This window comes from Brevundimonas guildfordensis (assembly GCF_014836405.1).
Taxonomy (GTDB): domain Bacteria; phylum Pseudomonadota; class Alphaproteobacteria; order Caulobacterales; family Caulobacteraceae; genus Brevundimonas; species Brevundimonas guildfordensis.
In genome coordinates, this window is sequence record NZ_JACSQU010000002.1 from 348,172 (window position 1) to 372,945 (window position 24,774).

The 24,774-nt window shown below is 68.5% G+C and carries 29 protein-coding genes and 2 tRNA genes (1 of these 31 only partly in view); 25 read left to right on the forward strand and 6 right to left on the reverse strand.

Annotated elements, in window-relative coordinates; all coding sequences use genetic code 11:
• The first annotated feature begins 202 nt into the window (after positions 1-202).
• From H9656_RS10195 to ftsH, 17 genes are all read left to right on the forward strand, one after another.
• Positions 203-721: a hemerythrin domain-containing protein gene (locus H9656_RS10195; RefSeq protein ID WP_191744148.1), complete on the forward strand. Its 519-nt coding sequence runs from the start codon at positions 203-205 to the stop codon at positions 719-721.
• Positions 714-1,415 carry an MgtC/SapB family protein gene (locus tag H9656_RS10200; protein ID WP_191744149.1) on the forward strand — a complete coding sequence of 234 codons (702 nt, stop codon included), beginning with the start codon at positions 714-716 and terminating at the stop codon, positions 1,413-1,415. Before H9656_RS10195 ends, H9656_RS10200 begins: the two co-directional genes overlap by 8 nt.
• Before the next feature lie 145 nt (positions 1,416-1,560).
• A complete protein-coding gene (locus H9656_RS10205) occupies positions 1,561-2,196 on the forward strand; it encodes an MgtC/SapB family protein (protein ID WP_225212432.1) in 636 nt (211 codons plus the stop codon).
• Between the two features lie 82 nt (positions 2,197-2,278).
• On the forward strand, positions 2,279-2,791 hold the full coding sequence (ruvC, locus tag H9656_RS10210; RefSeq protein WP_191744150.1) for a crossover junction endodeoxyribonuclease RuvC: 513 nt from the start codon (positions 2,279-2,281) through the stop codon (positions 2,789-2,791).
• Positions 2,788-3,414: a Holliday junction branch migration protein RuvA gene (ruvA, locus tag H9656_RS10215; RefSeq protein ID WP_191744151.1), complete on the forward strand. Its 627-nt coding sequence runs from the start codon at positions 2,788-2,790 to the stop codon at positions 3,412-3,414. The genes ruvC and ruvA overlap by 4 nt, the downstream gene beginning before the upstream one ends.
• Positions 3,415-3,424: 10 nt before the next feature.
• On the forward strand, positions 3,425-4,456 hold the full coding sequence (ruvB, locus tag H9656_RS10220) for a Holliday junction branch migration DNA helicase RuvB (RefSeq protein ID WP_191744152.1): 1,032 nt from the start codon (positions 3,425-3,427) through the stop codon (positions 4,454-4,456).
• A gap of 78 nt (positions 4,457-4,534) precedes the next feature.
• Positions 4,535-4,912 (forward strand): hypothetical protein, encoded by a 378-nt coding sequence (locus tag H9656_RS10225; RefSeq protein ID WP_225212433.1) that lies wholly within the window; start codon positions 4,535-4,537, stop codon positions 4,910-4,912.
• 6 nt (positions 4,913-4,918) lie between these two features.
• Positions 4,919-5,368 (forward strand): tol-pal system-associated acyl-CoA thioesterase, encoded by a 450-nt coding sequence (gene ybgC, locus H9656_RS10230; RefSeq protein WP_191744153.1) that lies wholly within the window; start codon positions 4,919-4,921, stop codon positions 5,366-5,368.
• A gap of 153 nt (positions 5,369-5,521) precedes the next feature.
• The gene (tolQ, locus tag H9656_RS10235) at positions 5,522-6,274 is read left to right on the forward strand and encodes a protein TolQ (RefSeq protein ID WP_191744154.1); all 753 of its coding nucleotides are present in this window, start codon (positions 5,522-5,524) and stop codon (positions 6,272-6,274) included.
• A 3-nt stretch (positions 6,275-6,277) separates the two neighbouring features.
• Complete coding sequence (locus H9656_RS10240; protein ID WP_191744155.1) at positions 6,278-6,739, forward strand: ExbD/TolR family protein; 462 nt, start codon at positions 6,278-6,280, stop codon at positions 6,737-6,739.
• A gap of 6 nt (positions 6,740-6,745) precedes the next feature.
• Entirely contained in the window at positions 6,746-7,603 is an 858-nt protein-coding gene (locus H9656_RS10245; protein WP_191744156.1) for a TonB C-terminal domain-containing protein, read from the forward strand.
• 124 nt (positions 7,604-7,727) lie between these two features.
• On the forward strand, positions 7,728-9,110 hold the full coding sequence (tolB, locus tag H9656_RS10250) for a Tol-Pal system beta propeller repeat protein TolB (protein WP_225212434.1): 1,383 nt from the start codon (positions 7,728-7,730) through the stop codon (positions 9,108-9,110).
• Positions 9,111-9,260: 150 nt separating this feature from the next.
• Complete coding sequence (gene pal / locus H9656_RS10255; RefSeq protein ID WP_191744157.1) at positions 9,261-9,815, forward strand: peptidoglycan-associated lipoprotein Pal; 555 nt, start codon at positions 9,261-9,263, stop codon at positions 9,813-9,815.
• A 106-nt stretch (positions 9,816-9,921) separates the two neighbouring features.
• On the forward strand, positions 9,922-11,070 hold the full coding sequence (locus H9656_RS10260; protein ID WP_191744158.1) for a DUF3667 domain-containing protein: 1,149 nt from the start codon (positions 9,922-9,924) through the stop codon (positions 11,068-11,070).
• A 43-nt stretch (positions 11,071-11,113) separates the two neighbouring features.
• Positions 11,114-11,962 carry a tol-pal system YbgF family protein gene (locus H9656_RS10265; RefSeq protein ID WP_191744159.1) on the forward strand — a complete coding sequence of 283 codons (849 nt, stop codon included), beginning with the start codon at positions 11,114-11,116 and terminating at the stop codon, positions 11,960-11,962.
• A complete protein-coding gene (tilS, locus tag H9656_RS10270) occupies positions 11,962-13,266 on the forward strand; it encodes a tRNA lysidine(34) synthetase TilS (protein ID WP_191744160.1) in 1,305 nt (434 codons plus the stop codon). The genes H9656_RS10265 and tilS overlap by 1 nt, the downstream gene beginning before the upstream one ends.
• 42 nt (positions 13,267-13,308) lie before the next feature.
• Entirely contained in the window at positions 13,309-15,243 is a 1,935-nt protein-coding gene (gene ftsH, locus H9656_RS10275) for an ATP-dependent zinc metalloprotease FtsH (protein ID WP_191744161.1), read from the forward strand.
• 86 nt (positions 15,244-15,329) lie between these two features.
• Here ftsH and rnk read toward each other — a convergent pair whose 3' ends face one another.
• Complete coding sequence (gene rnk, locus H9656_RS10280; RefSeq protein ID WP_191744162.1) at positions 15,330-15,737, reverse strand: nucleoside diphosphate kinase regulator; 408 nt, start codon at positions 15,735-15,737, stop codon at positions 15,330-15,332.
• 41 nt (positions 15,738-15,778) lie between these two features.
• Positions 15,779-15,946: a hypothetical protein gene (locus H9656_RS10285; protein WP_191744163.1), complete on the reverse strand. Its 168-nt coding sequence runs from the start codon at positions 15,944-15,946 to the stop codon at positions 15,779-15,781.
• 260 nt (positions 15,947-16,206) lie between these two features.
• Here H9656_RS10285 and folP point away from each other — a divergent pair, with 260 nt between their 5' ends.
• Positions 16,207-17,031 (forward strand): dihydropteroate synthase, encoded by an 825-nt coding sequence (gene folP / locus H9656_RS10290; RefSeq protein WP_191744164.1) that lies wholly within the window; start codon positions 16,207-16,209, stop codon positions 17,029-17,031.
• A gap of 26 nt (positions 17,032-17,057) precedes the next feature.
• On the opposite strand, the gene H9656_RS10295 is transcribed toward folP, so the two are convergent.
• Positions 17,058-17,504, reverse strand: a complete 447-nt coding sequence (locus H9656_RS10295) for an SRPBCC domain-containing protein (RefSeq protein WP_191744165.1) — start codon at positions 17,502-17,504, stop codon at positions 17,058-17,060.
• 289 nt (positions 17,505-17,793) lie between these two features.
• Here H9656_RS10295 and H9656_RS10300 point away from each other — a divergent pair, with 289 nt between their 5' ends.
• Genes H9656_RS10300 through H9656_RS10310 form a run of 3 tightly spaced genes read left to right on the forward strand, consistent with a single transcriptional unit; the run spans position 17,794 to position 19,534 of the window.
• The gene (locus H9656_RS10300) at positions 17,794-18,135 is read left to right on the forward strand and encodes a DMT family transporter (protein ID WP_191744166.1); all 342 of its coding nucleotides are present in this window, start codon (positions 17,794-17,796) and stop codon (positions 18,133-18,135) included.
• Positions 18,135-18,953 (forward strand): bifunctional hydroxymethylpyrimidine kinase/phosphomethylpyrimidine kinase, encoded by an 819-nt coding sequence (thiD, locus tag H9656_RS10305; protein WP_191744167.1) that lies wholly within the window; start codon positions 18,135-18,137, stop codon positions 18,951-18,953. The genes H9656_RS10300 and thiD overlap by 1 nt, the downstream gene beginning before the upstream one ends.
• Positions 18,950-19,534: a nucleotidyltransferase family protein gene (locus H9656_RS10310; protein ID WP_191744168.1), complete on the forward strand. Its 585-nt coding sequence runs from the start codon at positions 18,950-18,952 to the stop codon at positions 19,532-19,534. The genes thiD and H9656_RS10310 overlap by 4 nt, the downstream gene beginning before the upstream one ends.
• A gap of 80 nt (positions 19,535-19,614) precedes the next feature.
• Here the strand turns inward: H9656_RS10310 and H9656_RS10315 are convergent, their stop codons facing one another.
• Complete coding sequence (locus H9656_RS10315) at positions 19,615-19,989, reverse strand: hypothetical protein (RefSeq protein ID WP_191744169.1); 375 nt, start codon at positions 19,987-19,989, stop codon at positions 19,615-19,617.
• A 262-nt stretch (positions 19,990-20,251) separates the two neighbouring features.
• Here H9656_RS10315 and H9656_RS10320 point away from each other — a divergent pair, with 262 nt between their 5' ends.
• From H9656_RS10320 to H9656_RS10335, 4 genes are all read left to right on the forward strand, one after another.
• Entirely contained in the window at positions 20,252-20,602 is a 351-nt protein-coding gene (locus tag H9656_RS10320) for a hypothetical protein (RefSeq protein WP_191744170.1), read from the forward strand.
• Entirely contained in the window at positions 20,603-21,283 is a 681-nt protein-coding gene (locus H9656_RS10325) for a response regulator transcription factor (RefSeq protein ID WP_003169901.1), read from the forward strand. It begins immediately after the preceding gene.
• A 10-nt stretch (positions 21,284-21,293) separates the two neighbouring features.
• On the forward strand, positions 21,294-22,766 hold the full coding sequence (locus tag H9656_RS10330) for a sensor histidine kinase (protein ID WP_225212435.1): 1,473 nt from the start codon (positions 21,294-21,296) through the stop codon (positions 22,764-22,766).
• A gap of 102 nt (positions 22,767-22,868) precedes the next feature.
• Positions 22,869-24,485 carry an acyl-CoA dehydrogenase family protein gene (locus tag H9656_RS10335; protein WP_191744171.1) on the forward strand — a complete coding sequence of 539 codons (1,617 nt, stop codon included), beginning with the start codon at positions 22,869-22,871 and terminating at the stop codon, positions 24,483-24,485.
• Between the two features lie 61 nt (positions 24,486-24,546).
• On the opposite strand, the gene H9656_RS10340 is transcribed toward H9656_RS10335, so the two are convergent.
• Positions 24,547-24,622: transfer RNA gene (locus H9656_RS10340), tRNA-Ala, on the reverse strand.
• Positions 24,623-24,713: 91 nt separating this feature from the next.
• A tRNA-Ala gene (locus tag H9656_RS10345) sits at positions 24,714-24,774 on the reverse strand (it continues 115 nt past the right edge of the window).

Here is a 24,774-nt window from a genome sequence, read left to right on the forward strand (position 1 = left end):
CGCGCTGGCGCTCGCTGCGGCGGCCAGGCTCAGACCGGCGATGACAAGCAAGCGAGGGATACGAGGAGACATGGGGGCGGCTCCGGCGTTTGTTCCAAGACGCCATTATGCCTGAACTCTTGCCGGCGTGGGAGGCGGGAACTCACAAGCGTCACCACGGCTTCTAGAGGGTCAAGCCTGGCCGCCAAGGGAGCTTTACGCCATGGACATCACCCAGCTGATCCTCGACGACCACGCTGAACAGCGGCGTCTGTTCTCGCTCATTGAGCAGATCGACGGCAAGGACGTAGAGGCGCTGGAGGCGGTGTGGGGGCGGTTGTCGGCCTTCCTGGACGCCCACGCCGAGGCCGAGGAGCAGCATTTCTATCCCGAGCTGCTGAAGCTGGGCGAGGGGGCCAACGACGCTGAGGACGGCACGGTCGAGGGCGAGACCGAGGACGCCATCGAAGACCACAACAAGCTGCGCGACGCGGTCAAGGCCGTGGCCAAGCACAAGATCGGCAGCAAGGCGTGGTTCGAGGCGGTAGGCGAGGCCAACGTCGTCAACTCCAAGCACATGGGCGAGGAAGAGCGCCAGGGGCTGACGGATTTCCGCATTAACGCCGACCTGAAGACACGTCATGAGCTCGGCGTGCGCTACGCCGCCTTCCAGGCGCGCCACATCACCGGAGTGAAGCCGGTCAACAAGGACCCCGAAGCCTACGTCGAAAAGCATGGTTGACGCGGCCTGGCTGGAAACAATCGTCCTGCCCATCGCCGGGGCGCTGGTGGCCGGCGGCGCGATCGGCTTTGAGCGCGAGTGGCGGGGCCGGGCGGCGGGGTTCCGCACCCACATCCTGGTCAGCCTGGCGTCGTGTCTGTTGATGCTGGCGGCCATGACGCAAGCCGACTGGGCCTTCCGCGCCCTGCCGGACGAGAACATCGTCACTGATCCCACCCGCATGGCCCACGGGGTGCTGACCGGGATCGGCTTCCTGTGCGCGGGGGTGATCTTTCGCACGGGCTTTTCTATCCACGGCCTGACGACGGCGGCGTCGCTGTGGATCACCTCGGCCATCGGGCTGCTGTTCGGGGCGGGGCTTTTCGCCCTGGGCGCCGCCGGGACGGTGATCACGGGGCTGATCCTCGTAGCGCTCAGGCTGGTGAGCGCGCGGCTGCCTGCCCAGACCCTGACTGACGTGGAGGTGCGCTGGCGCCGCGATAGCCCTTCACCCGAGGCGGAAGTCGAAGAGGCCCTGCGCGCCTTGGATCCTGCGCCCGCGCCGGACCGCTTTGAGCTGATCGACGACGGCGCCGTCGTGCGCCGCAGCTGGCGCGTCCGCATCGAGGGCGAAGGCGCTCTGAAGGCCTTGGCGGCGCGGCTGTCGGCCCTGCCTTCCGTCTGCGGCTATGTGCTGGATCCGCGCGACGACTGACGGCTTGCGAGGCGCTCCGGCGCGGTTCAACCTGAACGGTCGTTGGGAGCGGTTGAACCATGGCGATTGACTGGGGCGTGACGCATTGGGGCGTCGAGGAGATGGCGCTGTTGGCGCCGGTGGCTTCGGCCATGGTGGCCGGGGGTTGATCGGCATCGAGCGGACCTATCACGGCCATCCGGCGGGGTTCCGCACCCATATTCTGGTCAGCATGACCTCGTGCGTGCTGATGCTGGCGGCCATGCATCAGGCCAGCTGGGGGTTCGTCGCCCTGCCTGAGCAACGGCTGGTGATCGACCCGACGCGGATGGCGCACGGCATCCTGACGGGCATCGGTTTCCTGTGCGCCGGCGTGATCTTCCGCGAGCGCTTTTCGGTTCACGGCTTGACCACGGCGGCGTCCTTGTGGACCACCTCGGCCATCGGCGTGATGTTCGGCGTCGGCCTGTGGAAGCTGGGGCTGATCGCGGCGGGGGCGACCCTGCTGGTGCTGGCCATCCTGCGCTTTTTGGATGCGCGCCTGCCGCACGTGGGCGTGATGGACGTCACCCTGCGCTGGACGCGGGGCGCCGCGCCGGACGAGAAGGTGCTGCGCGCCTTGCTGGCCGACAAGGGGTTGAGACCGACCCGCATCGGTCACGTCGTCAGTCCCGACGGCCTGATCCATGAACAGCACGTCAAGGCGCGCGGACCGATGCCGCTGCAGGTCGACGCCCTGTCCAGTGTTCTGGCCGAACAGGCGGGGTTGGCGGGCTATTCGGTCATGCCCCGAGACGACTGAGCGGACCTTGAGCTGACGACTGAGGCTGACCGCCGAGCGCCCGGTCATTGTTCGCTAACCCTCTTTGGGGCAATAGGAACGGATGGCGAACGAAACGACTCGGATCCTGGGGCTCGACCCCGGCCTGCGCCGCACCGGCTGGGGCGTCATCGAAAGCGAGGGCAGCCGCCTGCGCTGGATCGCGCACGGCGTGGTGGCGCCGAATGAGAAGGCGCCCTTCTCCGAGCGGCTGCTGCATCTGCTCGAGCAGGTCGGCGAGGTCTGCGCCGCCTATGATTGCGACGAGGCGGCGATCGAGGAGGTCTTCGTCAACGTCAATCCGGCCTCGACGCTGAAGCTGGGCCATGCGCGGGCGGCGGTCATGCTGGCCCCGGCGCGGGCGGGTCTTTCCGTCGCCGAATACGCCCCGACCCTGATCAAGAAGGCGGTGGTGGGGGCCGGGCAGGCCGACAAGAGTCAGATCGCCTTCATGGTGAAACGGCTGCTGCCCGCTTCCGGCGAAGTGAAGGCCGACGCCGCCGATGCGCTGGCCGTGGCCGTCACCCACGCTCACCATCGCCGGTTCAAGGCGGTATCGGTGCGAGGCGCGGCATGATCGGTCGTCTGCGGGGTGTTCTGGCCGAGGTTGGGGAGGCGGAATGCCTGATCGACTGCGGCGGGGTCGGCTATGTCGCCAGTTGCGGGGCGCGCACGCTGGGGCGTCTGCCCGCGCCGGGCGACGAGACCACCCTGTTCATTCACAGCCAGTGGAGCCAGGACCAGGGGCCGCGCCTCTACGCCTTCCTGACGCGTGACGAGCGCAAGGTCTTCACCCTGCTGCAGACCATCCAGGGCGTGGGGCCGAAGGCGGCGCTTGGGGTGCTGGACGTCCTGCCGCCCGCCGAACTGGCCGCCGCCGTCGCACGCGAGGACAAGGCCGCCGTCGGCCGCGCCAACGGCGTGGGGCCGAAGCTGGCCCTGCGCATCGTCACCGAACTGAAGGGCAAGAGCCTGACCGACGGCGTCTTCGCCCCGACGGCGCCGGGCGTCCACGCCGAGGCCGCGGCCATCGCTCCGCCGCCGCCCAGCGTCACGGGGGAGGCGGTCGCCGCCCTGCTGGGTCTGGGCATCGCCGAGGTCAACGCCGGCCGCGCCGTGGATCACGCCCTGATCAAGCTGGGCGAGGAGGCGGAACTGCCGCTGGTCATCCGCACTGCCCTGCAGGAGCTGGGACGATGAGGGCCGCCGCATGACCGACGACCGCATCATCTCGCCTGCGCCCGCGCCCGGCGAGCAGTACGACCGCGCCCTGCGCCCCCAGACCCTGTCCGAGTTCGTCGGCCAGTCGGCGGCCAAGGGCAATCTGAAGGTCTTCATCGACGCGGCGCGCGGCCGTTCCGAGGCGCTGGATCACGTTCTGCTGTTCGGGCCTCCGGGGCTGGGCAAGACGACGCTGGCGCAGATCGTGGCGCGCGAACTGGGCGTGGGCTTCCGCGCCACCTCCGGCCCCATCCTGGCCAAGGCGGGCGATCTGGCGGCGATCCTGACCAACCTCGAACCGCGCGACGTCCTGTTCATCGACGAGATCCACCGCATGGCGCCCCAGGTGGAGGAAATCCTCTATCCGGCGATGGAGGACCATGTGCTGGACCTGATCATCGGCGAAGGGCCCTCGGCGCGCAGCGTGCGGATCGACCTGGCACCCTTCACCCTGGTCGGGGCGACGACGCGGGCGGGCCTGCTGGCGACGCCGTTGCGCGACCGTTTCGGCATCCCGCTGCGGCTGGAGTTCTATACGCCCGAAGAGCTGACGGCGGTGATCCGGGGCGCGGCGCGCAAGATGGGGGCCGCCATCACCGAGGACGGGGCGATGGAGATCGCACGCCGGGCGCGCGGCACGCCGCGCATCGCCGGGCGCCTGCTGCGGCGGGTGCGGGATTTCGCGGACGCGGAAGGGACCCCCATCGACCGGCTGGCCGCGGCGCGGGCGCTGGCGCGACTGGAGGTGGACGAGGCCGGGCTGGACAGCCTGGACCGCCGCTTCCTCAAGGCCCTGATCGAGAATTACGGCGGCGGTCCGGTCGGCATGGACACCCTGGCCGCCGCGATCGCCGAGGCGCGCGATGCGGTCGAGGACGTGATCGAGCCCTATCTGCTGCAACAAGGCTTCATCCAGCGCACGCCGCGCGGCCGGATGGCCTGCGCCCGCGCCTATGAGCACCTGGGGCTGGAAACACCCCCCGCCCCGCCCGCCGTCGCCCCGGACCTGTTCGGGAAATAAGCCGCGACTCTTTCGCAAGAGGGCTTCACCTCGGCGGCGAAGCCGGTCATCCTCCGTCTTCCCAGAAGGAGGCTGGCCTTGGCCCATCCCCGCAGGATGAACCATGTGATCGTCGCGCTCGGCGCGGCTGTCGTGGTGCTGGGCGGGTTCAGCCTCTACGCCGTGAATCAGGGCGCGCGCTTTGGCCCGCGACAGACGACGCCTGCGGAGCGGGCCTTGTCTCAGGTGCGCGAGCAGATGGGGGCAGAGGCCGAGGTTCGCTATATCGAGGCGGGACGCGGCCGAGCGGCCTGCGGCTACGCCGGGCTGAAGGGACGCAAGGAGGCCGTGGCCTTCGTGTCGCGACCCAACCGCATCCTGATGAGCCATGATCCGCTGAGCGGCGAGTTCGCGACGCTCAAATCGCGCTATTGTCCGGGCTTCGACGCCCCAGTCCCCGCCGCCGGCAAGAGCTGACCGACCATGACCGACCAACCCAGCGCAGGCCGTTTCGACGGCCGCGACCACCTGTTGCCCGTGCGGGTCTACTATGAGGACACCGACTTCACCGGTCTGGTCTATCACGCCAACTACGTCCGCTATTTCGAGCGGGGACGGTCGGACTTTTTGCGTCTGGCCGGGGTAGGGCACGCGGACCTGCTGGAGCAGGATGAGCCGCTGGCCTTCGTCGTCTCGGACCTGGCGATCAAATATCTGAAGCCGGCGCGGATCGACGACGCCCTGGTGGTGCGCACCCGCTATGAGGCGATCAAGGGACCGCGCCTGATCATCCGCCAGACGGTCGAGCGGGACGGCGAGGCGCTGTGCAGGGCGGATGTCGTCGCCGTGTGCATCCACCTGGACGGACGGCCCCGGCGGCCGACGAAGCGGCTGGTGGAACTGGTCACGCCCTGGCTTCCGGGGACGGAATAGTCGCCACTCTCAAGGCCCGCTTCCACAATAACGATGTTGTCACCTGTCGCCTGATGACGCAGGCCGCGACGCCGTTTAGACCGCCGCCATGAAACCGCCACGTCCGCCCGGTGCAACTGGCGGAATAATCGGACCGTTCGCCAAGGACCACGCATGACACCGCCCGTCGACGCCTCTCTGCTGAACCCCATCGAGCTGTTCATGACCGCCGACTGGGTGGTGAAGACAGTGATGATCGGCTTGGCCGTGGCCTCGGTCTGGTCCTGGACCATCATCATCGACAAGGCGGTGCGCTTCTCGCGCATGAACGCCCGCGCGACCGAGTTCGAAAAGCAGGTCGAGAGCGGTCGTTCGCTGGAAGAGGTCGCCGCCCAGGCGGGGCCGCAGCCGGCCGATCCCCTGCCGCGCATGCTGGTGCTGACCTTGCAGGACTGGCGCGAGGCGCGCGCGCGCGGCGCCATGACGGACACGCAGGGCTCCATGTTGATCGGCCGCATCGACCGCGGCCTGGATTCCGTCATCGCCCGCGAAAGCCAGAAGATCGAGAACGGTCTGGGCGTATTGTCCGTCGTCGCCACGTCTTCGCCCTTCATCGGCCTGTTCGGCACGGTGTGGGGCATCATGAACGCCTTCGACAGCATCGCGGCGGCGGGCAACACCAACCTGACGACGGTTGCGCCGGCCATCGCCGAAGCCCTGTTCGCCACGGCCATCGGCCTGGGCGCCGCCATTCCGGCCTATATCGCCTTCAACGCCTTCTCGGTGTCGGCGGGCAAGTTCACCGGCCGCCTGGAAGCCTTCGCCGACGATCTGCAGTCGGCCATCGCCCGGCGTCTGGGCGCGCCTTCGACCCCGCCGCCCCCCCCGCCGCCGTCTGCGGACCTGAACCTGCGCCGGGGCGTCTGATCCATGGCGATGGGTGCTGCAGGAGGCTCAAGCGGCGGTCGGGGCCGTCGCCGGGCGCGCAAACGGCCGCTGAGCGAGATCAACGTCACGCCTCTGGTGGACGTCATGCTGGTGCTGTTGATCATCTTCATGATCTCGGCGCCCTTGCTGACGGTCGGCGTCCCGCTCGAACTGCCCAAGACCGAGGCCAGCGCGGTGGAGACGACCGACAAGCCCGTGACGGTGTCGATCGACCGGAACGGCGCCATCTTCATCGGCGAGGGCGAGGTCCGCTGGGAGCAGCTGGCCCTGCGGGTGGCTGAAGAGGGCGGCGAGAATGCGCGCGAGAAGGCCATCTTCATCCGCGCTGACGGCCGCGCCCCCTATCAGGCCGTTGCGCGCGTGATGGCGCGCCTGTCGGCCTCGGGCTTCACCAAGCTGAACCTCATCACCGACACCGCCGCCGACGAGCCGACGGAGGGCTGACGGACCTTGCGCCGCCCCAGTCCCGCCATCCTCGGCTCCATCGCCCTGCACGCGGGGGTGGTGACGCTCGCCCTCGTGTCATGGTCGTCGAAGGACGAGATGAAGCCGCTGGTGAACTCGGTGCCGGTGTCGATCGTCTCGGATATCGAGATCGCCGCCGCGCCAGCCGACAATCCGCAGGAAGAACCTTCGCCCGACGACGGCGAAACGGCGCCGGTCGAGACCCTGCCTGAACCCACGCCGCCGGAGCCCGAGCCGACGCCGCCCGCGCCCCAGCCTCAGCCGCGCCCGACGCCGCCCGCGCCGCGTCCCACGCCGACGCCGCCCGAGAAGAAGGCGCCGACGCCGGCGCCGCGACCGACGCCGACCCCGCCGGAAAAGAAGGCGACCACGCCGCCTCGACCTACGCCGGCTCCGCCCGAGAAGAAGGCGCCCGCGACGCCTCCGCGCCCTGCACGCCCGGCGCCGGGTCTGGACCTGGACGCTTTGGCGGGACCGGCGCGCCCGACCCAGAACTCCGGCCGTCCGGCCGCGGGCCAGCAAGGCGCTGGCGCCGCGTCGCGCGCTACCGGGCCGCAGCTCGCGGCCCTGGGCGCCCAGGTGACGCCGAACTGGAACATCAACTGCGACATGCCGGGCATGGACGATCTCGTCATCCGGGTGACGGTGCGCCTGAGCGCAGACGGACAGATCATCGGCTCTCCACGCCTTCAGGACGCCCAGAACAATCCGACCTGGCGCGCGGCGTCCGAGGCGATGTTGCGGGCCTTGCGGGCGACCTCGCCCTTCACCGTGCCCGACGGCTTTCAATCCCAGGAAGTGCCTTTCCGCTTTGAAACCAAGCGCCAATGCGGGAACCGTTAGGGGCTAAGGCCGTCTATCACCCCAAAGTCGCCCAAATCCTTGTGAAGCTGGCGATTGCCAGTCGCGCCGATGCTATGAGGTGCGATCGGTCTCGACCCTGTCACGATCTGCGAAGGAATGACCCATGCGCCTGAACCGCTTTCTCGCCTCGGCCGCCGCGCTGGCGTTGACCGCCCCCCTGGCGCTGGGCGGATCCGCGCAGGCTCAGTCGTTGGCGCCGCAGTCGGCGCCGATGCAGGACGTCGTGGTCGATGAGGGCGTCCTGCGTCCGCTTCAGATCGCGGTCGTGCCCTTCACCGGCCAGAACGGATCGCAGATTTCGGGCGTCATCAGCGGCAATCTGAAGCGCTCAGGCTTCTTCGACCCGCTGAACCCGGCCAGCTTCGTCGAGACGGGCCTGACTCTGGCTAATGCGCCGAACTTTCCGCAGTGGACCTCCATCGGCGCCCAGGCGGTGCTGTACGGCGGCGTGACGCCGCGCGCGGACGGGCGGATCGACGTGGGCTTCCGCCTGTACGACCCCTATCGCCAGTGCCAGCTGGTCTCCTACCAGTTCACCGCCACATCCGAGCAGTGGCGCCGCATCGCGCACAAGATTTCCGACGTGGTCTATCAGCGCCTGACCGGCGAGGCGGGCTTCTTCGATTCGCGCGTGCTGTTCGTGTCCGAGAGCGGCACCCAGCTGAACAAGCTGTCGCGCCTGACCATCGTCGACCAGGACGGCTACAACCCCGTCTTCCTGACCCAGGGGGACGAGGTGATCATGTCGCCGCGCTTCTCGGCCTCGAACCCCGACGAAGTGACCTATGTGGCGCTGGGTAAGGACTACAGCCGCATCTACCTCTACAATCTGTCGACGGGCCGCCGCGAAAGCCTTGGCGAGTTCGACGGCCAGGTGCTGGCGCCGCGCTTCTCGAATGACGGGTCCAAGATGGCCTTCTCGATCATCCGGGGCGGCAACACCGACGTCTATGTGATGAACCTGCGCAGTCGGCAGTTGTCGCGCCTGACCAGCGATCCGGGCATCGACACCTCGCCCTCGTTCAGCCCCGACGGCAACCAGATCGTCTTCACCTCCGACCGTTCGGGCTCGGCGCGCCTGTACACCATGCGGGCCGACGGCTCGGGCCAGCGCCCGATCAGCCGCGGCGGCGGCAGCTACACGGCCCCGGCCTGGAGCCCGCGCGGCGACCTGATCGCCTTCACCAAACAGCAGGGCGGACGCTTCCACATCGGCGTGATGAAGTCCGACGGCACAGGCGAGCGGATCCTCTCGTCCTCCTATTTCGAGGAAGGCCCGTCATGGGCCCCGAATGGTCGCTACATCGCTTTCGCGCGCCAGAGCCCGGGCGGCGACACCCGTCTGTGGACTGTGGATCTGTCGGGCCGCGTCGTGTCCCAGGCCGGCTACAACGGACGGGGATCGGACCCGGCCTGGTCGGGCTTGCTCGACGCGCCGCCGGTCAATCTGGGCATCGGCCAAGGCCCCGATTCCTGCCCCGCGTAACGCAGATTCTCCGCAGTGGATTCGTCAGCGGAGCCATTACTGTAAACTGTGCGTTATCCCGCTGGCGTAAGGCTGCGTAGCGCTGTAGCAGCCGTGAAATACAGCTAAGCTAGAGGCATCGGCCTCGAACCGAATGAGAAGGAGAATTACATGAACGCCTCCACCCTGATCCGGCTCGCCGCCGTCGGCGTCGCCGTGACCTCGCTGGCCGCTTGCACCAAGCCCAAGGTCGAGCCCGTCGTCCCGACCGAAACCCCGCCGCCGGCCACCGGGCCGCAGTATCCGACCGCCCCCAGCGGTCCGGTCACGGGCGGCAACGTGGGCGCCGCTGCGCCGGGTTCGGAACAGGACTTCGTCGTCAACGTCGGCGACCGCGTCTACTTCGACCTCGACTCCTATTCGGTCCGCGCTGAAGCCCAGCCGCGTCTTGACGCCCAGGCCGCCTGGCTGGCCCGCTACCCGCAGGTCACCGTCCGCATCGAAGGCAACGCCGACGAGCGCGGCACGCGCGAGTACAACCTGGCCCTGGGCGCCCGCCGCGCCGAGGCCGTGCGCTCCTACCTGGTCAGCCGCGGCGTTGCGGCCAGCCGTATCGACACCATCAGCTTCGGCAAGGAGCGCCCGATCGCTGAGGGTTCGAACGAGTCGGCCTGGGCCCAGAACCGCAATGGCCGCACTGCCATCGTGTCGGGCGCCCCGCGCTAAGCCGTAGGCGAAAAAACTGACGGATCGAGGCGTCGGCGCAAGCCGACGCCTCTTTTCTTTGCGTCTTCCAAGGATCAAAGTCCGCCCCGAGTCGGGGAGGAAGAGCATGGATCTGGAGGCGGCAGGCGGGGCCATGACGGCAGGCGTCATCGCTGGAGCGATCGAGAAGCCGACCGGCCAGGCGGGTCAGCCTCACGGCGTCTGCGCTGACTGCGGCGCAGAGGTCACGGGCCGGTTCTGCTCCAACTGCGGCCAGCCGGCCCACGTCCACCGCACCCTGCTGCATCTGGGCGAAGAGCTGCTGCACGGGGTCATGCATTTCGACGGCCGGCTGTGGCGGACCCTGCCGCTGCTGATCGTCAACCCCGGGCGGCTGACGCGCGAGTGGGTGCAGGGCAAGCGCACGCGCTACGTCTCACCGCTGGCGATGTTCCTGTTCACCCTGTTCGTCATGTTTTTCGCGCTCAGCTTCATGCCCGAGCGGGAGGTGACGTTGGCGTCCCTGCCGCAGCAGATCGAGGCGCAGAAAGAGGCCGTGACCGAGGCCGAAGCGGCCGTCGCCAGCGCGCGGAAAGAGGCTGACGTCGCACAGACGGCTTCGCAGCTCGTGGACGGATCGCCGCCGGCTGTCGACAGCGGCGCTCGGGCGGGGGTGGCGGCCGGCGTGCTGGCCGCGGCCGAAGCGGGGCTGATCAGCGAGAAGGCGAGACTTGAGCGTCTGGAGAAGGACGCCGTCGAGGGGCGCAAGGACGGTCTGGCTCCTGGAAGCTGGCAGGCTCAGGTGGCTGACATGGCCGCGAGCGCCGGAGAGGACGGCCAGACCAACGGCCTGACCAAGACGATCGCCAAGAAGCTGAAAAACCCTGACCTGGCGCTCTACAAGCTGCAGCAGACCATCTACAAATTCGCCTTCCTGCTGGTGCCGTTGTCGATCCCGTTCGTGGCCCTGATGTTCCTGTGGAAGCGGGGCTTCACGCTCTACGACCATGGGGTCTTCGTCCTCTACTCCCTGACCTTCATGTCGCTCTTGTTGATGGCGGTTGTCGTCGTGGCGACGACACTGAAGGGGGCGGGCGGAGCCGTCGGCGTCATCGCGGCGCTGATCGTGCCGGTGCATATGTTCGCCCAGTTGAAGGGCGCCTACAGTCTGTCGGTCTTCTCGACCCTGTGGCGGACGGTCGTGCTGCTGATCTTCTGCGAGATCGCGGCGACGCTGTTCATCGTCTCCATCCTTTATCTAGGCTTCGGACATTGATCGGGGCCTTGCCGTCGCCGCAAATCGGTGGGACGACAGAGCTATGCTGAAGTCGCCATTCCGCCTTACGAAACCCGCCGTCCTGACGGTGATCGGCCTGACCTTGATCGGGGGCGCGGTCGTCGCCCAGGTCCAGCCGATGGAGCAGATCCAGTGGGACAAGCGCCGCCTGGACCAGTTGGACCGCAACGTCCGCCGTCTTGAACGCGCCCTGACGCAACGCAACGCCGCCGGCCAGCCGGTCTTGGTCGAGACCGACCCCGAGGTCGTGGCCTTGCAGGGGCAGGTGTCGATCCTGGCGCGCCGCTTGAGCGACGTGGAGCAGACCTTCCAGCGCATGAACGCCGACAGCGAACGGCTGACTTTCCAACTGGACGAGGTCACGCGCGAGAACAGCCAGCTGAGCCGGCGCCTGCGCGATCTGGAAGGCCGGGTCGAGCGCGCCGAGAAGGCCGCTGAGGAAGCCGCTGAACTGAACGGCCCGGTGGTCGCCCACTCGCCGACCGGGGATGCGGCGCAGGACCTGCAGGCCGCCATGCGTCTGGCGGGCGAGGACGCCGTGCGCGGCGGTCGCGCGCTGGAGACGGTCATCGTCACCTGGCCGGACACGCCGCAGGCGCGCGAGGCCAATAGCCGTCTGGGCGACCTGCGCGTCGCCGCACGCGATAACGCCTCTGCGGTGCAGGCTTACGCCGCCGCGCTGAGCGGCTGGCCGCGCACGCCGTGGGCGCCCGAGACGACGCTGAAGCTGGCCGAGGCCCTGCGCGCCACCGACCGCGCGACCCAGGCCTGCGGCGCCCTGACCGAGTTCGGCCGCCGTTACGCCGAGGCGGCCACGGCGGCGCAGAAGACCCGCGCGACCCAACTGCGGACGCGCGCCAGCTGCAGCTGATGGGCGATCTGACCGGCCGGGTCTTCGCCCGGCTGGACGCGCGCCTGAACCACATTGGACCTGAGCCGGTCGCCCTGGCCCTGTCGGGCGGGGGCGACTCCATGGCGCTGCTGGATCTCGTCGCCCCTTGGGCGCGGGCGAGGGGACGGCGGCTGCTGGCCCTGACGGTCGACCACAATCTCAATCCCGACAGCGCGGCCTGGACCAGGTTCGCGGCCGAGGCTGCGCGCGCGGCGGGCGCCGATTGGCGCGGGCTGGTCTGGGCCCAGGCGCGCGGCGGCGCCGGGCTTCCGGCGCGCGCGCGGGCGGCCCGCCACGCCCTGCTGGCCGAGGCCGCGCGAGATGCAGGGGCGCGCGTCATCCTGACCGGCCACACCGCCGATGATGTCGCCGAGGGCGAGTGGATGCGAGCCGAGGGCGCGACGCTGGGGCGCCTGCGCGACTGGTCGGCGTCGCCCGCCTGGCCGGAGGGGCGCGGCTTGATGCTGTTGCGTCCGGTGCTGGAGGAGCGGCGCGAGGCGCTGCGGGAGCATCTACGCGCGCGCGGTCTGCCGTGGCTGGACGACCCGGCCAACGCCGACCTGCGCTTTGGAAGGGGCCGGGCGCGGGCGGCGCTCGACAAAACCCCGGACCATCCGCCAAGGGAAAGGCAAAGGCCTGATCCCCTGGTCGCGCCCGGTTCGTTCCCGGGCGCGCAGGACCTTGCCTGGGCCGGGGTGCTGATGCTGCCGCGCGACCTGCCCGGATCGATGCTCGCCGCCGTCCTGCTGTGCGCGGGCGGCAGCGCGACGCCGCCGAGAGGCGATCGGCTGGCGGCTCTTCAATCCCGATTGACGCCGGGCGAGGACTTTACCGCCGTATTGTGCGGGGCGCGCATTGAAGCGTCCGGCGCCAGTGTTCAGGCGATGCGCGAGCCGGGCGAATTGCGCCGCCGTCCGGTCGCCCCGCTCCTCCTGACGCCCCGCGTCGCCGCCGTTTGGGACGGTCGGTTCGAGATCGTCACGGACAGGCCGGGCCTGCGAGTCGAGGCGGCGGCGGGGCGGCTGGCGCAGTTGTCGGAGCGGGACCGGGTGGTTCTGACCCGGGTCCCGCCCGCCGCCCGGGCCGCCGCGCCGGTGCTGATCGACGGCGAGGGGCGGGCGCGGCTGGCCTGGCGCGCGGCGCAGGTCCGGGCGCTGTGCCTGCGCCGATTGGCCTTAGCTCTGACCCCCGCTGAGGGCGAAACGACGCAGGAAGCCGGACTCTTTCAAACCCTTCATGGCGAAACGCCGCCGTCTGACCTATTTTCAGGCGAAGACTGCTGATCGACGAGCCCAGCGCGGCCCTGTCGAGGAACCGAGGACCGAATGAATCTGCGCAATTTCGCCATCTGGGCCGTGATCCTGTTGGGACTGGTGAGCGTCTACGCCGCGATCAGCCAGAACGGCGGCCCGGCCATGCCCGGCGCCAAGGAGGGCGCCGCCGGACGCCCTGAGACCCTGACCTATTCGGAGCTGATGACCGCCGTAGAGGCGCAGGAGATCAAATCCGTGGTCGTGCGCGGGGACGCCATGACCGGGGAGAAGAAGGACGGCGTCAAGTTCAACGCCGTGACGCCGGTGCCGAACGTCGACCTGCTGAACCAGATCCGCACCAGCGGCGGCGACGTCGAGGTCAAGAGCACTCGCCAACCCTGGTGGTCGGGCCTGCTGGGCCTGCTGCTGCCGGTGGCGCTGATCGTCGCCTTCTGGCTGTTCATCATGAACCGGATGCAGGGCGGGGCGAAGGGCGCGATGGGCTTCGGCAAGTCCAAGGCCAAGCTGCTGACCGAGCACAAGGGCCGCAAGACCTTTGACGACGTCGCCGGCGTGGACGAGGCCAAGGATGAGCTGCAGGAGGTCGTCGACTTCCTGAAGGACCCGGCCAAGTTCCAGCGTCTGGGCGGCAAGATCCCCAAGGGCGCCCTGCTGGTCGGCCCTCCCGGCACCGGCAAGACCCTGCTGGCGCGCGCGGTGGCGGGCGAGGCGGGCGTGCCCTTCTTCTCGATTTCGGGCTCCGACTTCGTCGAGATGTTCGTTGGCGTCGGCGCCAGCCGCGTGCGCGACATGTTCGAACAGGCCAAGAAGAATGCCCCCTGCATCATCTTCATCGATGAAATCGACGCCGTCGGTCGTCACCGGGGCGCGGGCCTCGGCGGCGGCAACGACGAGCGCGAGCAGACGCTGAACCAACTGCTGGTCGAGATGGACGGCTTCGAGGCGTCCGAAAACATCATCCTGATCGCCGCGACCAACCGTCCCGACGTTCTGGACCCGGCCCTGCTGCGTCCGGGCCGCTTCGACCGTCAGGTCGTGGTGCCCAACCCCGACGTTTCGGGGCGCGAGCGCATCCTGCGCGTGCACATGAAGGACGTGCCCCTGGCCGCCGACGTCAACGTCAAGACGCTGGCGCGCGGCACGCCGGGCTTCTCGGGCGCGGACCTGGCCAACCTGGTCAATGAGGCGGCCCTGATGGCGGCCCGCAAGGACCGCCGCATGGTCACGCACCGCGACTTCGAGGACGCCAAGGACAAGGTCATGATGGGCTCCGAGCGGAAGTCCATGGCCATGAACGAGGAAGAACGCCGCCTGACCGCCTATCACGAGGCCGGTCACGCCATCGTCGCCATCAACGTCAAGATGGCCGACCCGGTGCACAAGGCGACCATCGTCCCGCGCGGCCGGGCGCTGGGCATGGTGATGCAGCTGCCGGAAGGCGACCGCTACTCCATGAAGTTCCAGCAGATGATCGACCGCATCGCCATCATGGCCGGCGGCCGCGTCGCCGAGGAGCTGATCTTCGGGCCGGAAAGCATCACCTCGGGCGCCAGCTCGGACATCGAGCAGGCGACCAAGCTGGCGCGAGCCATGGTCACGCGCTGGGGCTTCTCGGAGCGTCTGGGCACGGTGGCCTATGGCGAGAACCAGGAAGAGGTCTTCCTGGGCCATTCGGTGTCGCGCAGCCAGAACGTCTCGGAAGAGACGGCCCGCATCATCGATGAAGAGGTCCGCCGCATCGTCACCGAAGGCTGGGAAGACGCGCGCCGCATCCTGACCGAGAAGGCGGGCGACCACGAGAAGCTGTCTCAGGCCCTGCTGGAGTACGAAACCCTGTCGGGCGACGAGATCAAGGACCTGCTGGAGAACGACCAGCCGCCCAAGCGAGACGAGGAAAACGACACGGTCGCCGGCCCGTCGCTGTCGGTTCCGGCGACGCCGGAAGACGAACCGGCGACCCCGGTCGAGCCCGCGCCCGCCGTCTAGAGCGCTTCGCCAAGCCACGAAAAAGGGGCGCGTCCGATGGGCGCGCCCCTTCTTTTATTTGGTCTCGATCACTGGACCTGACAAGCTCAGTTCGCCGGTTCCGGGTCTTCCAGCTTGACGAGGGTCAGCTTGCGCGCGGCGCCAGACGGGTCAGGCCACATGATGGACTGGCCTTCCTTCAGGCCGATCAGGCCCGCCCCGACGTAGGACAGGATGGAGACCCGGCCGGCGTCGATGTCGGCTTCCTTGGGCAGGACCAGTTGGACGCGGCGCACTTCGGGGCTGTGGTCGTCGGAGTAGTGCAGCCAACGGTTCAGGGTCACGACGTTCTTGGGCATGGCCTTGGGCTCGCACACCTTGGCGCGGTCCAACTCCTGTTGCAGCAGGCCGGCGGGGCCCGAGCCGGGCAAGTCGCCGACCAGGCGGTCCAGGGCGTCGAAATCGTCGCTGCGAAGCGTGATGGCGGGCAGGGCGCCCTTGCGAGGGGTGGTCATGGAACGTCTCGTTCTCGAAAAAAGCGATGGGGCCGACGCGCTTAGGCGGCTGAGGGGCCGTCGTCGTCGGGATGATGGTCGTCGGCTTCCGGCGCAGTCGGCGGCGCGCTGACGGGCGCGCTGGGGCGACGGAAGGGAATAATTTCGGCGCCGCCGGCGTCAGACTGAGACGTACCCGGCAGGCTGTGGTCCTGAATTTCAGTTGTCATGGCGCAAAGTCTCTTGGCCCGGTCGACGACCGGCCTGTTTCTGCGATGATAAAAAAAGGGAACCGAAAGCGTGCAACGTGGTCCCGTAGCGGGCGCCCGGCGCGGGGCGCGCGCGGCAGACCGCTACGGGTTAAAAGCCTTCGACGCGGCGTCCCGCGTGGGTGAGGCGTCGAGCCTGGCTGACGAAGCGTTTCATTGCCGTTAGAGGCTGAACCCCAGCGCACCGAAAGTCAAACAGGCGCTCCCGGAGTCCTTGTCGCATGAGCCTTCAATCCCCCGTGAACCGGCCCCTGGTGATGGGCATCGTCAATGTCACGCCGGACAGCTTTTCCGATGGCGGGCGCCTGCCGACGACCGAGGCCGCTCTTGAGCAGGCGCTGCGTCTGATCGAGCAGGGCGCTGACGTTCTGGATATCGGCGGAGAGAGCACCCGCCCGGGCTCTGATCCCGTCGGCGAGGCCGAAGAGATCGCTCGCACTCAGCCTCTGATCGCCGCATTGCGGGCCCGCTGGGACGGCGCGATCAGCATCGACACGATGAAACCCGGCGTGGCGCGGGCCGCCGTCGCGGCCGGGGCGACGATGTGGAACGATGTCTCGGCGCTGGCCCATGCCCCGGATAGCCTGGCCACCGCCGCCGAACTGGGGTGCGAAGTCGTGCTGATGCATATGAAGGGCGCGCCCAAGACCATGCAGGACGATCCGCACTATGACGACGTGGTCGCCGAGGTGACGGCCCATCTGGCCGCCCGCGCCGACGCGGCGATCGCGGCGGGCGTGGCGCGCGACAGGATCTGGCTGGACCCCGGCATCGGCTTCGCCAAGTCGACGACGCACAATCTGACGCTGACGGCGCGGTTAGAGGCCTTGGTCGCGCTGAGCTATCCGGTGCTATACGCGGCCAGTCGCAAGCGCACGATTCAGGGGGTGGACGAGACGGCGGTGGACCCCCGCGACCGTCTGGGGGGCTCGCTGGCCCTCGCTCTGGAAGGAACGCGGCGAGGCGCGCGCATGGTCCGCGTTCACGACGTGCGTGAGACTGTGCAAGCCTTGCAGCTTCAGGCTGCGCTCGCCGCCTCAGCCTGAAGCCTCATCTTAGAGGTTGGCGCGGCTTAAAGCTTGGGCTTCCAGCTCGGAAGGACCTGATCCGGGAACCGGTCCAGAACGAACGTGGGTTCGATCGCGCGCTCCAGCCAGATCTTGGCTCCCGCCAGCGCCAGAGTGAAGCCCTCCATCGCTTCCAGCGCCGCCTTGACGCCAGCGTCGGAGGCCGGGAAGCCGCGATTTGAAATCTCGACCCAGGTCGCCGCGCCGCGGTCTTCAAAGGTCCATTCCACCTCGGTCGGATCGTCGTCCAGGTTCCAGTCGATGAGGATGCGGCGGTTGGGCTCAATGGCCTTCACCAAGACCCGCGTCGAAACGCCATACATGCCCCAGGTCCAAGTCAGCTGCGCGCCTGGCGTAAGGCGTCGATCCGCGTGAGTGAACCAGAACCAAGCTGTTACGCCGGGTTCGGAAAAGGCCTGGTAGACCTCATCGGCGGGCCGACGGATCAACATGCCAGTCTTCACCACGGGAGCTTCCATATGGCCTTCTCTATCACAAATCACGCATGGCAACGCTTGCGACGTGGAGATTGTTGCGTAGATTTTACCAGGTTTTGCTAAAAACCTTAGCTGTATGAGCAATAACATTGTCATTTAACAGCGTTTGTTGAAACCATCGTTCGGTTTTGTGCTTCCCCCGAACGAGGCTGTCGCCAGATCTGAACGAGCGCCGGGACCTCACAGATCGGCGAGACGCTTTGCAGCCCTTGTCTGGCGCCTCGGCTTCCGTCATGCAGCCGTCATGTCCTGGTTGCTGTCTCTAAATCCTTGGTTGGTGCTTGTCGTGGCGGGCCTGTTCGAGGTGGGTTGGGCCTCTGGCGTCAAATACGTCGGGCTGCAGCGGCCGTTGATTTCCTTGGGCGTCGCGGTCGCTTTGGCGGCCAGCATGGTCGGCCTATGGGCAGCGACGCAGAAGCTGCCGGTGGGCACGGCCTATGCGGTCTGGACCGGCATCGGCGCAGTCGGGGCGGCGGCGGTCGGGATTGCGGTCTATGGCGAGCCGGCGACGGCGGTGCGGGCGGTGTGCATCCTGCTGATCGTGGCCGGCATTGTGGGCCTGAAGCTGTTCTCAGGAGCGCACTGATGACTTCTGTCGCTGAAGGCGGGCCGAAACCCAAAGGCCGGGTGCTGGTGATCGCCGGGTCCGATTCCGGCGGGGGCGCGGGCATTCAGGCGGACATCAAGGCGGTGACGATGTTGGGCGGATTCGCCGCCACGGCGATCACTGCCATCACTATTCAGAACACCCTGGGGGTTCACGGCGTCTATCCCTTGCCGATCGACGTGATCGAGGCGCAGGCCAAGGCGGTGCTGGACGACATCGGGGCCGACGCGCTGAAGACGGGGATGCTGGGTTCGGTCGAGGTGGTCGAGGCCGCTGCCGGTCTGCTCGACTACGCAGGCGGGGTACCGGCGGTGGTCGATCCGGTGATGATCGCCAAGGGCGGCTCGCCTTTGCTGGCGGATGCGGCGGTCGAGGCGGTGCGGCGGCTTATGGTGCCGCGCGCGGCTCTGCTGACCCCCAATGCGCCCGAGGCGGAGGCTCTGACCGGGATTGCGGTCGCCGACCTGGATGGCCAGCGACGAGCCGGCGAGGCCTTGTTGGCGATGGGCGCGCGGGCGGTGCTGATGAAGGGCGGACACGTGCCGGGCGAGACTGTCGTGGACCTGCTGCTGACCGCTGATGGCGAGACGGTGCTGGAAAGCGAGCGGGTTGAGACCCGCCATACCCATGGCACCGGCTGCACCCTGGCCAGCGCTTGCGCGGCAGGCATCGCCAAGGGCCTGCCTCTGACCACGGCTGTGGCCGAAGCCTGGGCCTATGTCGCCGAAGCCATCCGCCGTGCACCGGGACTGGGGCAGGGACATGGGCCGCTGGACCACGGGTGGCCTCTGCGATGACCAACGCTGCGGAGCTTGAGACCCGCCTGATTGACATCGTGCGCGGCAATGAGGGCCTGATGCACGTGCTGCGCGTGATGCGCGACCTGGACCTGCCGGATTGGAAGTTGTTCTCGGGCGCCGTCTATCAGGCCGTGTGGAACGAGCGGACCGGGCGGGCGCCGGGCTACGGCGTCAAGGATTACGACATCGGCTATTTCGATCCGGACACCTCCTGGGAAGCTGAGGACGTCGCTATCAAGCGCGTGGCGGCCGCCTTTTCGCCGGAGCTTCGCGATATCGTGGAGGTCCGCAACCAGGCGCGGGTGCATCTGTGGTTCGAAGGCAAGTTCGGCGAACCCTATGAGCCGCTGACCTGCACGGACGACGCCTTGGCCCGCTTCGTGGCCCCGTCCTTCGCCCTGGCGGTGCGGCTGGAGAAGGACGATGCGATCAGCGTTGCCGCGCCCTTCGGGCTGCAGGACGTGTTCGACATGGTGATCCGGCCCAATCCGAACCGGGGTCTGGCCAAGGGCTGGGACCGGGTGATCGCCAATGCACGTGGGCGCTGGCCTGAGATCACCGTGGTCGAACCGGCATAGGAAAAGGGCGCGACCCTTGCGGATCGCGCCCTTGGCAGAGCCCCTGACAGGGAGGGATGGGGCCCTGATGTCAGACCGTTCTAGTAGCGACGGTTGTTGTGGTCTCGACGCTCGAAGCGGATCTTGGCCGACAGACGGTCATACCGGCGATCCAGGTCCTGGCGCTCCCAGCGGGTCAGGCCGCCACGGGTATAGTTGCGCTCTAGGCGAACCAGGCCGTTCAGCTCTTCCTTGAGGCGAGACGCCTCGCGCGAGCTTAGCTGGCGGGTGCGGACGCCCTGGTCGATACGGCGATCCAGGTTGTATTTGCGCTGGCTGACCGACTGCCAGCCGCCATGGTTCTGCTCGTAGACAGGGCCGCGCGACGGGCCATGACGATTATAGGATTGCGCTGCGGCGGGCAGGGCGGTCGCGGCGACCGTGACGGCCAGGGCGGGGATCAGCAGGGTTTTCATGATCTAGCTCCTTTGGATCGTCGCAACCCGCTGGGCTGCGTTGATCACAAAAGAGCACCCTGAGCCTGAGCCCGATCTGAACGGCGCGTTTCAGTCGGCGTTCATCAGTATGAGATCTTTGTCAGCTTCGGCGGTCGAGCCTTAGATCCGGCACGCGCGCGATCGCGACGGAGAATCCTTCCGTAAGCGTTCCTTGTGCAGGCGAACGGCGATAGACTGCCTGTTCAGCCCCCGTTCAGAGGCCCCTGTCTAGAAGACGAGCATGATGCGTATTCGAGCCCTCCTTCTGGCCGGCCTGATCGTCATCGTCCCTTTGACGGACGCGGCGGCCCAGTCGCGTGGCCGCGATCGGGGTCGCGACGAAGGTCGTGATCGGGATCGCCGCGAGGCCCCCCGGAACTATCCGGGCCAGGGGCTGCGCGATGAGCCTCGTTCGAGCCCGCGCGCCAACCCGGGCGACGTCGCCCGTCGCGTCCAGTCGGGCCGCCCCGGCCGCATGCTGGGCGTACAGGAGCGCGGCGGCGACTATGTGGTGCGCTGGGAGTATCCCGGCGGCCGCGTGTCGGACATACAGGTTGACGGCCGATCCGGCCGGGTTCGCGGAGACGACTGAATGCGGGTGCTGCTTGTCGAGGACGACGTCGATCTGTCGCGCCAGCTGAAGACCGCTCTCACCGACGCCGGCTACGCGGTCGACCACGCGCCCGATGGCGAGGAAGCCTGGTTCCTGGGCGACACCGAACCCTATGACGTGGTGGTGCTGGACTTGGGGCTGCCCAAGATCGACGGCGTGTCGGTGCTGGAGCGCTGGCGCCGCGAAGGCAAGGCGACGCCAGTGCTGATCCTGACCGCGCGCGGCGCCTGGTCGGACAAGGTGGCGGGCTTCGACGCCGGGGCCGACGACTATCTGACCAAGCCCTTCCATACTGAGGAGCTGCTGGCCCGCCTGCGCGCCCTGCTGCGCCGCTCGGCCGGTCACGCGGCAGCGACCCTGACCTGCGGGGGGCTGCGGCTGGACCCGCGCGCCGCCCGCGCCACGGTCAACGGCGAACCGCTGCGCCTGACCAGCCTGGAATACCGCCTGCTGCACTATCTGATGATGCATCAGGGCCGGGTCATCAGCCGCACCGAACTGGTCGAACACCTGTACGATCAGGACTTCGACCGCGACTCCAACACCATCGAGGTCTTCGTCGGCCGCCTGAGAAAGAAGATCGGCGCGGACCGCATCGAGACCGTGCGCGGCCTGGGCTATCGCCTGTCGCCGCTGGCCGGCGAGAGCGACGCGGCCTGATCGCTCGCTGATGACCGAGCCGATCACCGAGGCCGAGATCGTGTCTGGGGCCGATAGCGCCGAGCGTTCGTCGGCCCGGCGCGAATGGGGTCGGTGGTTCGGGCGGCCCGGCCGTTCGCTGACGCGGCGTCTGATCTGGCTGGCCGCCGCCTGGATCCTGGTCGGCTTGGCGGCGGCGGCGGTGGTGCTGACGGCCGTGTTCCAGGAATCGGCCCTGCGCCGCCTCGGCAACACCCTGAGCGACACCATCGACGAGACCGTCGTCGCCTCCGTCATCACGCCCGAGCGCGAAGTGTTCGTGGGCGAAATACGGGACGCCCGCACCCAGCGCCTGCTGTCGGGAAAATACTGGATGGTCGCCGAGCCGGGGCCTCAAGGTGCGCTGCATGTGCTGGCGCGCTCCGCGTCGCTGGCTAATGCCGACCTGGAGTACGCTCCCGACCTGGCTGACCGCCTGCGCAGCGCTTTCGGTCAGACCATAAGCTACAACGCCGAGGACGGCCCCAAGGGCGAGCCGCTGCGCATCGCCGCCAGCATGAAACAACTGCCCGGCCGCCAGCAGCCGGTCGTCTTCTTCGCCGGGATCGACCGTTCGGACGTCGACGCCGACACACGCCAGTTCGCCACCGTGACCTGGATCGCCATGCTGCTCTTGGGCGCCGGGCTGGTCGCGGCGGTGTTCATTCAGGTGCGGGTGGGTCTGCGCCCCCTGTTCGATCTGGGCGACGAGATCTCCAATGTGCGCCAAGGCCGCTCGCATCGGGTTGAGGGCGACTATCCGCTGGAAATCCAGCCCTTAGCCGAACAGGTCAACCGCCTGCTCGCGCACAACCAGGAGACGGTGGAGCGCCAGCGCACCCACGTCGGCAACCTGGCCCATGCGCTGAAGACCCCGCTGGCCGTCATGCTGGCCGAGGCGGGGACGCAGGAGGGCGTTCTGCCCGACATGGTGCGCAAGCAGACGAAGGTGATGCAGGATCAGGTCGATCATCACCTGCGCCGCGCCCGCGCCGCCGCGCGCGCGGCCCACGGCCTGGGCGAACGCACCGACGTCAGCGAGGTGCTCGACGAGATGGCGGTCATGCTGGAGCGGGTGTTCGAGCAGAAGGGCGTCGAGATCGACTGGCGCGCCCCTGACGACCTGGCCTTCCTGGGCGAGCGCCAGGACCTGCAGGAGATCTTCGGCAACCTGTTGGAGAACGCCGCCAAATGGTGCCGCCGCCGGGTGCGGGTCTCCGCCGGTCCCTCCATGCCCGGCCAGATGATCGCCGTGGTCGAGGACGACGGCCCTGGCCTGCCCGCCGACCAGCGCGACACCGCCCTGAAACGCGGCACCCGCATGGACGAGGCGACCCCCGGCACGGGGCTGGGCCTGTCGATCGTCGACGAACTGACCCGCGCCTACGGCGGCCGCGTCACCCTGAGCGACAGCAGCCTGGGCGGGCTGAAGGTGGTGCTGGAGCTGCCGGCGGCTGAGGGTTAGGGGGCAGAGCGGCTGTGTGAAGGTCTGCGACGGGTGGGGCCGGACCTCTTAGCTATCTCTCTGCGCCCATGCCATCCTCCTCGCCCAGCCAGGAGGTCCGCCATGTCCGCCTTTCGTCCTGTCGAGCGGCTCGACACCCATGAGGTGACCAACCAGGTTCCGCCGCTGGAAGACATCGACCTGTTCAACGGCGACCGGGCCCTGCACGAGGCGGTGCGCCATTGGGGCGGAGCCGGGCACGTCGAGCGGCTGGGCGATCTGGGGCGCCGTTGCGGCTCGGCCGAGGTCATCGACTGGGGCGTGCAGGCCAATCGCGTCTTGCCCGTGCTGGACACCCACGACCGCTACGGCCGTCGCATCGACGAGGTGACGTTCCACCCGGCCTATCATCAGCTGATGGATCTGGGACTGGGCGCGGGTCTGGCGTCGAGCGCCTGGGACGGGACGCCGAACGGCCACCTGCTGCACGCCGCGATCCTGTTCCTGACCGGTCAGGCGGATTCGGGGACCAGTTGCCCCATGACCATGACCTACGCCTCGGTCGCGGCGCTTCAGGCCGATCCGGCCGTGGGCGAGCCGTGGATCAAGGGCGTGCTGTCCGGCCGCTATGACCCGGCGGTGCGTCCGGCGGGCGAGAAGGCGGGCGTGACCCTCGGCATGGCCATGACCGAGAAGCAGGGCGGCTCTGACGTGCGCGCCAACACCACCCGCGCCGAACCGGTCGGCGAGGACGGCTGGTACTCCCTGACCGGGCACAAATGGTTCTGTTCGGCGCCGATGTGCGACGCCTTTCTGACGCTGGCCTATGCGCCCGGCGGGCTGACCTGCTTCATCCTGCCGCGCTGGCTGCCGGACGGGACGCGCAATGCGGGCTTTCGCGTCATGCGGCTGAAGGACAAGATGGGCGACCGCTCCAACGCCTCGTCCGAGGTGGAGTATCACGGCGCCCTGGCCCAGCGGCTGGGCGAAGAGGGGCGGGGCGTCGCCACCATCATCCGCATGGTCCAGCACACGCGGCTGGACTGCGTGGTCGGCTCGGCGCTGCAGATGCGCGGAGCGCTGGCGCAGGCGGTGTGGCACGCGGCGCACCGCACCGCCTTCCAGAAGCGGCTGATCGACCAGCCGATGATGGCCGCCGTCCTGACCGATCTGGCGGTCGAGAGCGAGGCCGCGACGGCCCTGTCGATGCGGCTGGCCGCGACTTTCGATACCGACGACGCCGTGGGCCGCCTGCTGACGCCGGTGGCCAAATACTGGGTCTGCAAGCGCGCGCCGAACATGATCTATGAGGCGATGGAGGCGCAGGGCGGCGCCGGATACGTCGAAACCGGGCCGATGCCGCGCCTGTTCCGCCAGTCGCCGCTGAACGCGATCTGGGAAGGCTCGGGCAATGTCATCGCCCTGGACGTGCTGCGCGCGGCGGGGCGCGAGCCGGAGGCCGTGCAGGCCCTGCGCGACTGGCTGGCGTCGCAGGCGGGCAAGTCCGCCGACTACGACCGCTTCGTCGCCGGGCTGGACGTGACCGCGCACGAGGCCGGGGCGCGTCTGGCCGTCGAGCGGCTGGCGCTGGCGGCCCAGGCGGCGGCCCTGCTGGAAATGGACAGTCCCTCGGCCGAGGCCTTCATCGCCCTTCGCCTGCGCCCGCGCGGCATGGCCTATGGGGCCTATGAGGTCGAGGTGGACCAGCGGGCGGTGCTGGAACGGGCCATGCCGGCCTGAATGTCTGAAAAAGGGGGGCGGAAAGGACGAAGGCCTCGCGGGGGCTCCGCGAGGCCTTCGATGGTGGAGCTTAGCGGAGTCGAACCGCTGACCTCTTGCATGCCATGCAAGCGCTCTACCAACTGAGCTAAAGCCCCAAGCCGTATCGGCTGGGTTATGTCGTCGACCGCCCAGACTGAAGCGCCTGGAAAGGACGAAGGCCCCGCGGGCGTTCCGCGAGGCCTTCGATGGTGGAGCTTAGCGGAGTCGAACCGCTGACCTCTTGCATGCCATGCAAGCGCTCTACCAA